Origin of the sequence: Pseudobdellovibrio sp. HCB154 (genome assembly GCF_046267985.1) — a bacterium.
Classification (GTDB): domain Bacteria; phylum Bdellovibrionota; class Bdellovibrionia; order Bdellovibrionales; family Bdellovibrionaceae; genus Pseudobdellovibrio.
This window is the reverse complement of the sequence record NZ_CP176530.1, coordinates 856,458-868,299: the sequence shown is the minus strand read 5'-3', so window position 1 is coordinate 868,299 and position 11,842 is coordinate 856,458. Positions and strand designations below refer to the sequence as shown.

The window sequence follows — 11,842 nt, the reverse complement described above, 5'->3', positions numbered from 1 at the left end:
TTTTTATATGAAACGCACTAAAACGGCTAAAGCCGCTAAGAAGATCAAAAAAGTAAGAAAATATGACAATTCTTCTCGCCTTGAGAAATCAAACAACAATCGCCAAAAAATTATTGAAAATTATGTCGACTTGTTAGTTGAAAAACGGGGTGAAGAAATTTCTTTAGAAGAGTTAGCAGATCGTGCAGGTCTTTCTACGCGCACATTATTTCGTTTTTTCGGCGATAAAAAATCTTTATCTCAAGAATTAGAAATTTATCTTGAAGCTTACGTGACAAACGTGTCCGGCAGTTTACAAATTATGACCGTTGAAGACTTCGCTGAATTTGCGTTTCAGGTTTTTGACAAATACGAAAGCTTAATTCTGGCTTACCTTTACACGAACTTCGGTCAGCAATCACGTATTGCTTTCAGAAAAAAGTTAAACAATTTATTATTAGAAAAAATCAGAGCGCAAATTCCCGCAACAAACAGCAAAGAAGAACAACACCGTATCCACCTGATCATTACCTTGATCAGCGCGAACTTATGGAATGATCTTCGCAATGTGTACAACCAAACTGGCACCGAAATTGGTAAATCCATGAAATGGGCTGTGGGCACACTTCTTAAGAATTTAAATAGCTAAGAATTGAAGGCGCTTAAATGCGCCTATCTTGATTTTTCAAGACGATCTAAACGTTCTTTAATAGCTGCATTTTCAGCCTCAAGACTTTGAATCTTACGTGCCTGCTCTGCAGCTTGAACTTTCAACTGTGCATTTTCTTCTTTAATGCCATTTATATTGTAATAAATCTCTTTGATCGCATTCACCATCGCCCAAAAAATCGGTGTTGTATTTAACGATAAAAATCCTTCTTTATCTTCTTTCACGGCTTCTGGAATTTGTTTTTTTACTTCTTGTGCAAGCACGCCCGTGTAAGTCACTGACGAATCAATTTGTTTTGGGTTATCTTTTTTATAATTAAAATAAATCGTTTCAATGCTAGCAATTTCGCGAAGACCTCGGTTGTATTTTCCGCCCACATCTTTTAAACGCGCATCTGATGGCACAATCCAATTTGAATCACCGCCATTACGGTATGGTGTTCCGGTAATACGAAGATCACCACTGACATCCAGCTTGTAACCTGGCGTAATTGTACCAATACCCACATTACCCGTACTACTCACAAACATACGCGAAGCACCAGCGGTAAAGTCATAAATTTCATAACCACCATTACCATCACTGATATTTAAACCACTGCCATAAGTCTGCGATACACCACCGGTTGTTTTTCCTGAATGACGAGTGTACGCCGCCGAACCGTTGTTGCCGCTTTCTACGTTATTGGTAACGCTAGCTGCAGCTTCATAAACTGATAATTTATAAGCTGGAGTTGTTGTACCAATACCGACATTGCGTGACGAATTAATCGTAAGTGCTGTGTTACCTGAAGTTCCTAAAATTAAACTTCCAGCTTTGTTATTTACTAAAGATAAATTAAAAGTAGTTCCACTTTCGAAACCCACAAATCCCGAAGACGTATTTAAATCCGCGCGGTCGGCATAGAATTCCATTGAAACTTCATTCTTAGTCCCGCCATCTCCTGAAGCTTCTGTTTTTAATGAAAGAACACCGGATTTATCTGTTGTTCCATCGACCTGTTGACCGTAAATTTCAACATTACCTTCGTTAGTGATTCCGATTAATCGATTTGTAGTGGTTGGTGCCGCAGTTGCAGATGATCCTTTAGCAAACCAGAAATAGCCCGTGGCATCCATGTCATTGATCATATTAAATGTATCAATAGCTGCAGATCCACTTTTCTTCATTTGAATTCCAGTTGCGCCGGCACTTTCAACACTTAAGCGCGCAACCGGAGACGATGTGCCGATACCCACACTGCCTGTGTTAGTCCAAGTTAAAACCGAACCATCTAAATTTGTACTACCGCTATTAGCATAACCTAATGACCATTTGCCTGCGGCATTATTACCAACAACACCCCAACCACCAGCTGCATGATTTAATAGAATTTGCGAGTTACCCGTGTTGTTAATAGCAATACCCGGAGCACCACTACCGATTTCTAATTGAGCCGCATTATAGAATGTACCTGAAGCAATTTGTACAGAACCACGATAGCCTGTTCCAGTGCCAGTACCCGGAATTAAATTAATATTGCCGCCATTGCTATTTCCAGAACTTGCGTTTTGCGCATTGATATAAACTGGAGTTCCGTGCACTCCCGCAGCGGCAGCTCCACCACGCACATCTAAAATTCCTATTGGAGAAGTTGTTCCGATACCCACAGTTCCACTCGCTGAAACACGCATACGTTCAGCACCATTAATTTCAAACGTAACAGGTGCCCCAGTTGAATCTATGCCGAAACGTCCGGCCTGTGAGCGCAAATAACCATTCACACCGATACGCACTTGATCACCATTATTTGCATCATCACCAAGAATAATTGTTCCACCATCAGCAGCATTTGTACTTACTACGAAAGCATTCGTATAACTTACTCCGCCACCAACAACTTCTAACTTCGCCGATGGCGTTGTTGTGCCGATACCGACATTACCAGTTTCACGATTAATCGTCAGAGCGGCAGCTCCAACAGCACTTCCTGAATGGCGAACGATACTAAATGTTCCTGCTGGTAAACCTGTTAAAGTCGTACCACCCAATACAGGATTTGCAACACCAGCTGTTACAAAAGACCATCCGTAAGCATTATCTTGGCGTTCGGCCAATACCATTCGCGAAGACGTTTCATTATTTGAAAAAGTCGTGTGAAACTTAACACCTTCAGCTTCTGTTGAGCTGGCCAAAATTCCAACATCGCCAATAACTTCTAGTTTTGCGCTTGGATTTGTCACTCCAACACCAACATTACCTGCGTTGTAAAAAATATTTGCGCCTGACGTCGTCCACTGCGTGCCACTTGCACTTATTGCTGCCATAGAAGCTGCAAGTGATGTGTACGAACTGCTCAATGTCGCAACTGTTGCACTATTTGCCGGAGTATAACTTAAAGCTGCAATCACAGAACTTGATGTAACTGAACCAGCATCAACACCGTTAATTTTTAAGCCTTTAGCATTTACGACACCACTGACATCTAATGTATAAGTCGGAGTTGTTACACCAATACCAATGCTTCCGTTCTTAAGAACCGTCAGCGCATTTGAACGTGGTGAACCGTTTTGGCTATTACCGATTTCAAAAATTGGATCTGTCGCAACCCATGCCGTACCACTGCCGTTACCGACATTGTAACTTCCGACAGCGATCCCTCGGTAAGCGCGCGAAAGAGTTGATTGACCGATAGCAACACTTGCCTCACCGTCAGCGTTGGCTGATGGACCGATCGAAATACTGCGATCGCCATTTGCACTACTGCTTCCCATTGCGACACTGTACATACCACCTGCATAACTGCTATCAAAAGATGTACTTAAATCTCCTTCGGCTTGGGATTCACCAAAGGCTGTTGCTTTATCACCAGTCGCATTACTGTAACGGCCAATGGCTACAGCATTCGTACCACTGGCGAATGTTCCGGTACCCAGAGAAATAGCGCCATAACCAAAAGCAGTGGCTCCGTCACCCATGGCAATACTGCCATCACTGATATTGGCATCATCCCACTCATCAGCTCCGGCATAACCAGCACGGAAAGCTGATTTTTTTGGATAGAAAAACATACGAGTACCGGCGCCACTGACAACTAAACTTTCACCGCTACCGTATTCGCCAGAAACTAATAACACACCACTTACAGATAATTTTTGCAGCGGAGATGTTTCACCGATACCGATGCTGCCTGATGAGATCGCTGTGTTTTGCCCGTTTAAATTTGTACCGTAAATTAAATTACCGATATTTAAAGTATTTGAAGATGTTGGTGTTAGTGTGTCGATGTTATAACCGATCACAATATTTTTTGAACCTGTTGTTAACGTATCACCCACACGATAACCGATAAGAGTATTATTGTTACCACCTGTTAAAATATCTTGTCCCGTTAAAAAACCGAGAAAAGTATTACCAGAAACATTCGATAACGCTGGGCCTTGACCTTCACCAGATTGCGTACCGATAAAAGTATTTCCTTGACCTGTGATAACCGCACGCCCTGCAGAAGCCCCTAAGGCCACATTTTCTGTACCACTTGTCACGCGATCCAATGACGATTCACCAATACCCGTGTTGTACCAGCCATCAACGATTCTGTATAAAGCCCAACTACCAAAAGCCGTATTTGACCAACCCGTCGTATTTTCATACATCGCTAAATGGCCTACCGCCGTATTGTAATCACCAATCGTATTGTTATACATCGAGTTGTGACCTACAGCCACATTCGCAGAACCATAAAGGGTGTTCATCATCGCATTAGTACCAATAGCAACGTTTTTATTCGCCGTTGTAATTGATTTTAATGTATTCACACCAAGTGTCGTATTGTCTGCTGTCGTACTGGTTTTTGCAGTTCCAGATCCCACAAAAATACTATTGTTTGAATTTGAATAAACTGGAATTCCACTTGTCGTGCTACTTAGCGCAGCCATTGAAGCGGCCAATGAACTGTATGAACTATTTAATGTTGTGATCGAACTTCCTAAAGAAGTGACTGAAGCATTCAACGTAGAAAATGAAGCTGTTGTGGTAAATGATGTCGATAAAGTGGCTGGGTTTGCTGGAGTATATCCTAACGCTGAAATCACTGTAGCACTTGTCACACTGCCACCACCACTCATACTTGCCCAAGTTGAGCCATCACACACTTCGACAATACCTGCGTTGTAGCGAATCGCGCCAGCGTAGCTTGCTGCGCATGTTGCACTATCCATACTAATGCGAATAGCGCCTGATACATCTAGTTTCGTCACTGGTGTTGTGGTACCGATACCCACTAAGCCACCTGAAGTTACACGCATTTTTTCACTGCCGTTAGTTGTGACCGCTAAATTTGTCGACAACGGAAAATAAATACCAGTGTTCGTACCCGAAGAAAAAGTCAAAGCTGGAGACGTGGCCGTGTTAGTAAACCCAAGAGCTCCGCCCGCAGCATATGATCCCATATGACTGGCACCAAAAAACCATTTAGCAGCCCCTTGAATACTTACACCTAAAATATTTGAATCATCAAAAAAACCGACATTACGATTCGGAGAGAAAGTAATACTTGGATTTGCAAATGTCCCTTGGCTAACTGCTAAACGCCCATTAACATCTAACTCAATCGTTGGATTCGCCGTATTAACGCCGAGAAATCCGCTGTTATAATAAATCGCCGAGCCCGATGTTGTCCATTGTGATGAAACTGCACCACTCGCCCCCGGCGTATAACCTAAAGCAGCTACGATATCTCCGGCTGTGATGGTTCCTGAAGATCCACCACCCGCAGTGATACACACAAATCCTGAACCTGTGTACTGCAGTGCTTGCGAACCGGTACAAGTCGGAATTGCCGAGTACTGCACAAACGCTGTATCTGCTTTGTTATTAAATAAAACTGCATTATCAGCCTTGGTTGCATACATCGCGTACGGAACGGCGTTGATACTCATAGGTGGTAAAGTTTGCCAGCCATTACCATCATTAAATTGCATGATCAATTTACGAATATCGTTAACCCCAGGAGTGTAAGTTCCCGCCGTCTGACAAGATAACGATGGTGTCGAATTATTAAAGATATCTTGAAAAGTCACAGAGCCTGAAGTTGGATAAGTTTTTGTTCCACTTCCTAAAGAAAATGAAGCTAAGCCGCTGGTGTTGGTCATATTGATGGCGCCGTAATCTTCAATATACAAAATGCAATTCTCTGCTGGATTTAAAACTGTAAAACGAAAACTAACGCCACTCTCTTCAAGAGCGACACCGTTCGGTTTGATAATTCTAGCTTGATAAGTCGTTAGCCCAGGTACCGCCCATGCCGGAGCGGCAAAAAGATATGCAAAAAAGATAAAGAAATGCCAACGGATGGTTTGCTTCACTCAATCTTTATCGGTTTAGTCTTGTTAAGAGTTAACCTCTATAGGATATTTTTTGTTTATAAGAATATAAACGACAACTAGAACATCTAAGTTAATTTTTATTTACTGTTCTATTCGCTTTTAGGCTTACAGAAAGCGGCTTCTGGGTCTTTCTGGCACAAGTACGCTTTAAGCGCTTTGTTTTCTTCTTCTAAATTTGAGACTTTTTCATGAAGAGCCTGGCTATCTGAATTCCATTTTTGATACAGTTCTTTGATCGCGTTGAACATCGTCCAAATGATCGAGTCGTTGGTTACCCGCAAATAACCATCTTTATCCCTTTGCGTTGCTTCAGGAATATTTTTTTGAATCTCTTGCGCGATAATACCCACGTACTCTTTATCTGAAGGCAGTCCCACAGGATTATCTTTTTTATAACTAAAATAAATCGGCTGAATATTTTCAATCGCGGCAAGACCACGCGTAAATGGCGCACGCACATCTTTTAAACGTCTGTCAGAGGCAATCGTCCAAGTACTTGTTCCTGGTTTCGCCGCAGAATCTGTAGATAATTGCAGTTGGTATGTTGGCGCTGTTACACCAATACCTACGCTAGATCCGTATACAGACAGAGTTGGTGTTGCCGAACCACCACCTTGAGGTGAAAATGAAATTCTATCCGGCGAACCTTCAGTATAGAAAATACCAAAATTTGGATCAGTCGTACTAAAACGCCAAATACCACGCGTACCACCGTAAAGACCGCCATAGATATCGCCGGCGACTTGTACGTTACCATTTACATGTAGTTTTTGTGTTGGCGCAGATACACCGATACCAACATCGCCGCCATTTTCAAAAGTCATGATATGCCCTGCACCGTAATAATAATCTAAAAAGGCATTTCCAGGAATATCACGCGCCGTTACTGTCCATGGGCCACCAGTGTGTCCATACGGTTGGATCGCTAAACGGGTGACCGAACCAGAAGTGCCTGCGGCCGCTTCTTGTTTACCAATATGTAATTGTGCTGCAGGAGTAGCTATTCCACCGACAGCCACTCGCCCCGTATTTGTTTTAAAAGACATAATCGTACGTGTTGCCGCCGTTTCACTAGGGCCATGACCACCACGAATCTGAAATTCAGCAACACTTGCACCTTGTGATGCCGTATGCAGATTTAAATAACCAGCACCGTCATCAGTATCACTCTCTAGAGACAATCCGTAACCAGATGTTGCAAAAATATTTCCGCTGGCGACCGCAATACGCCCTGATGTTGAAGCATCGACATGAAGTTTTTCAAATGGTGCCGTCGTACCAATACCAACTAAACCAGTCTCACGAATCGCCACAACATCTGTTGGTGCTGAAGCCACGCCGATTTGAAAATAGAAACCTAAGTTACCCGCAGGTCCACCACTGCTGTCATGAAAGCTTTGTAAAAATAAAGGTTTTTTATTTCCTTCATCAGAATTTGCACGCAAATACGGAGCGGTCTGCACATTATCTCCACCGTAGATTTCTGCATACTGAACATTAGGATAACCATTTCGAGTGGAACGAACAGCTCCGCTCGCCACATCCAACATCGCAGACGGGGCTATTGTACCAATACCTACATTTCCACTTGTAGTTAATGTCATCAGATAGTTTAACCCTTGAGTTGCGCGGAAATGAAGATCGTTTGTTCCCAGTTGGTTAACGTTAACACCGATATCCCAGCGTTGTGCCCCAGCACGGTCAAATGAAACTAAAGAGCGCGCGGTAGCTGCAGTACCTGTTGTGTTCACCCCTAATACGGTGGTTGCACTGGATTCAACTTGTAAAATATCAATAGGACTCGATGTTCCGATACCCACATTACCCGTAGCCAATGCTGTAAAAACAGGTGTGTCGTAAACAGAATCAGCCATGTAATTGCCACCACCCGACAGAATACGAAATCCATCGTTAACATCGTTATCTCTTAACGCTACGACAAATTGTCCGTTGTCCGGTCCTTCGATGAATGAACCAAAATCTGATCCACTTAACTGTGAAGTAAACGAATTTCCAGCAGAAAAACCATCAAACTTCATCGATTGATTGCCCGTATTAAGATGTAATCTGTGTGTGGCTGACGTTGTACCAACACCAAGGTTTCCGTTAAAAGAAGCGTAGTCAGATAAGAATCTAATATCAGCTAAGTTTGAACTACTCCCCATACGACTGAATTTTAATTTAGCTGTAGTATCTGTCGAACTTACACCGACTTGAATAAAATTGTATCCGTCTGTGTATTTGTTCAAAAATCTAAAGTTACTATTAACTCCATCGTTTTGACCAAAATAAACTGCGTTATTATCAGGAATAGCTACTTGAAGTTTAGCAACCGGACTACTTGTTCCAATCCCGACATTTCCATTAGGATTTAACACAAGTTGATCGGCATTCCACGCACCACCACTACTTGTTTTAGTCTGTAACACTAAACTATTACCTACGTTGCCTGCAGTATTTTGCGCCGTCGAAATCGCTGCATTACCAAAGCCATCATAGTTAGAAAACATTAAAGCATTAAGCGCACCCGCTGTTGCATTGGTATTTTGTAAAATCATCGTTGAAGAAACTAATGAAATCGCTGTGGCTGCACTATTACCTGCTACATGTAAGCGTGCTGTTGGTGATGATAAGCCAATACCGACATTACCTGAAGAATTGATAATCATTCGATCAGCTGTTGTAGCGCTTGCGGTTGTTTGGAAACGTAAGTCCGCACTTTGAGCTGTGCTATAATCACTTTCGGCAATTGATCTGATAATTGCACCGTACCCAAGAGAACTTGCATTTTGCCCTCTGAACGCTAAAGCACCCAGCGTATCACCAGCAAGTACAGTCGTGCGTGAAGCAGAGGTTCCGCGCGACTTAGCTAAATTGATCTGCGCAAAAGTTCCTGCAGAATTATTGTTTGTCGCTTCGATCATGACATCATCGCCATAGGCTGTGCCATCACCGATGATTGTTAAACGACGATCTGGATCTGCTGTGCCTATTCCGGTGTAACCGCCACCTTCAACGATGAATTGTGTACCACTGGCATTTTGAAGTTTCAGAAGATCCCAAGCCGTACTCCCGCCAAGATCTGCAGTAAAACCGCGTTCTCCGGCAGCATAAGCATCAGTCGCGTTAGTATAAGCCGCACCCGTTCCGTATAAATACATTAAGCTAGCCGCTGAAAAATAACTCGAAGTGTGTATTGTGCCCGAAACATTTAAATTTCCACCAATATTTGCAGTTCCGACAACGCCTAAGCCACCTTTAACAACAAGCGCACCGGTTTGTGAATTGGTTGAAGCCGTTGTGGCAGAAACAATCACACTGCTTCCGTTTGCAGGCCATAATGTTAAGTTGCCTGTGCTTGATACCGTCGAAACATCATTTAGACTTCCTGGTGTCGATGCTGTTGCAATCACGCGACGAACACCACTTCCATCAGTCACGTAATAATTAGAACCATCGTATTCGATAGTTCCTGACTGTGGTGAAGTAACCAATGTGCCTGAAGTAAACTTTAACGGCGCTGTTGAAGCTGTTCCTGAAACTAAATGAAGTTTTGCCGTCGGCGCCGTTATACCAAGACCGATATTTCCAGTAGCATCAATACGTAAACGCTCAGTATTAGCTGTCATAAAACGTAAATAACCTGATTCACGCAAATTAAGTTCAGCGTTACCAAACACCAAAGATAAGTCTAATCCGTTCGTCGCCTGGCTCTGACCCACCATGGAATGTAGCAACGTCAAACTTCCACGCGCTGAACTTCCATTAACAACAAGGGGCTCACCGCTCCATCCGCTAGGTGCATTACCGACAAATAATCCTTTAGAAATACGTGTAATACCACTCACCTCAAGAGCCTGTGTTGGCGCAGCTGTGCCGATACCGACATTACCAGAATTGTAATAGATCGCCGACGCTGCCGCCGTGGTCCACTGGGATGAAACTACTGAACCCGAAGATTGTGGTGTATAACCTAAAGCTGTCGTGACATCCGAAGCAGACAACTGAGCGCCACTAATTACGCGACCTTTGCCATCAACAGTCACTTTCGTATACTGAGTACCACTTGAGATTCCTGATCCCACAGACGCTAAAGTTAAAACCGATGAGCCTAGAGTCGATGAAATATCACCACTAAAAGCCGGAAGTCTTGCTGCCGCTAATGTGCCTGAAGCTTGTGATGAACTTAAATCCATAAAATTTAAAACCGCTAAATCACCTAAACCTAAATTTGAGCGCGCTACTGTAGCCGATGCCAAATCAGATAAGTTATTAGCTTTAACGACATAACTTCCAGACACAGCATCATTGGCCGGTGTATAACCTAAAGCTGAAATCACTGAACTTGAAGTGACCGAGCTAACAATATCAACGCCATTAATTTTTAAACTCTTAGCGTTTACTGTACCGCTTACATCTAAAGTGTAGGCTGGCGCCGTGGTACCAATACCTACATCACCTGTATCTGTGATACGCATTCTTTCAAGACGTGTTGTTCCACTGTTCGCTGTAGTTTCAAATGAGATAGCCGTACCTTGAGCCGTGTCTGTCCAGTTTTCATTGGCTTTGATACCGATCATTCCACGTGTTGCTGGAGAAAATCCTGTTGTACCGTAGCCTCTGGCACCGAAAGTTCCCAGATAATCATTAGCTAAAACAGCTGTTGGCGAAGCCGCTGTGCCGCGCGCCTTACGTGTCGCAAGACCTGGTGCGCCAATGGTATTTAAATATCCATCTAAAATAATATTTGTCGCGACATTATCTGCGATGTGCAATTTTCCAATTGGCGTATCAGTACCTATGCCAACATTACCTGCTGTATAATTAATTGTTGTGCCACTTGTATTCCACTGCGACGAAGTGATCGCAGACACCGCGGCCGTTAAATTTGTTAACGAAGCTGATAAGTCACCAACCGTTGATGTCACCGCCGTCACCGAAGTGCCCAAAGAATTCACTGTAGCCGTCACTGTTGAAAATGAAGCCGTTGTTGTAAACGACGAAGAAAGCGTTGCCGGATTTGCCGGCGTATAACCTAAAGCTGATGTGACATCACTTGAAGTCACAGTGTAAGAAGCTCCGCCACCACCACCTGCAGTGATACAAGAAAATGTAGCGCCGTTAAAATGTAATGCTTGTGAAGCAGTACATGTTGGCATTGTCGAATACTGAACAAATGCTGAATCAGCTTTACCATTAAATAAAATACTGTCTTCCGATTTTCCGGCGTACATCGCATACGGAACTGCATTAATACTCATCGCCGGTAAGGTTTGCCAACCGGTACCATCATTAAACTGCATCACGATTTTTCTGATATCCGATGAAACCGGATTATAAATTCCTGGCGATTGACAACTGTATGATACCGTCGAGTTATCAAAGATTGAAGAAATCGCTGTTGAACTTGCTGGAAATGTTTTTGTTCCCGCACCTAACGCAAAAGAAATTAAGCCACCGCTGTTGGCCATGTTCACGGCTGCATACGATTCAACATACAGCACACAAGTTCCCGTGGGATCTAAAATTGAAAATTGAAATGAAACATTATTCGCTTCAAGGGGATAACCATCGGGCTTAATAATTTTTGCTTGATATGTGGTTCGTCCTGGTGCCGCAAACACATTTGCTGCAACCACTAAGAAAAACATTAAAAAAGTGATCAACCTTTTCACACGTACCACAGGTAACTTATCGGAATTTCATAGAAAAATTTGAAGTTCTTTGTCGTGACTTCATTTTGTGTAAACCAATATATTCGATTACAGATTTTTTCTTATAAAGTAAAAGCTCGACTTCAGTTAGAAATCTCAAAGTAAAACGCGGG

Annotated in this window: 3 protein-coding genes; 1 reads left to right on the top strand and 2 read right to left on the bottom strand. The window is 42.9% G+C overall.

Translation table 11 applies throughout. From position 1 onward, the window contains the following. The first annotated feature begins 7 nt into the window (after nt 1-7). On the top strand, nt 8-628 hold the full coding sequence (locus ACKWCF_RS04365) for a TetR/AcrR family transcriptional regulator (protein ID WP_409479480.1): 621 nt from the start codon (nt 8-10) through the stop codon (nt 626-628). Nucleotides 629-651: 23 nt separating this feature from the next. On the opposite strand, the gene ACKWCF_RS04360 is transcribed toward ACKWCF_RS04365, so the two are convergent. Together ACKWCF_RS04360 and ACKWCF_RS04355 are read right to left on the bottom strand one after the other, a co-directional pair. Then, nucleotides 652-5,994: a tail fiber domain-containing protein gene (locus ACKWCF_RS04360; RefSeq protein WP_409479479.1), complete on the bottom strand. Its 5,343-nt coding sequence runs from the start codon at nt 5,992-5,994 to the stop codon at nt 652-654. A 110-nt stretch (nt 5,995-6,104) separates the two neighbouring features. Next, on the bottom strand, nt 6,105-11,690 hold the full coding sequence (locus tag ACKWCF_RS04355) for a tail fiber domain-containing protein (RefSeq protein ID WP_409479478.1): 5,586 nt from the start codon (nt 11,688-11,690) through the stop codon (nt 6,105-6,107). Between the last annotated feature and the right edge of the window lie 152 nt (nt 11,691-11,842).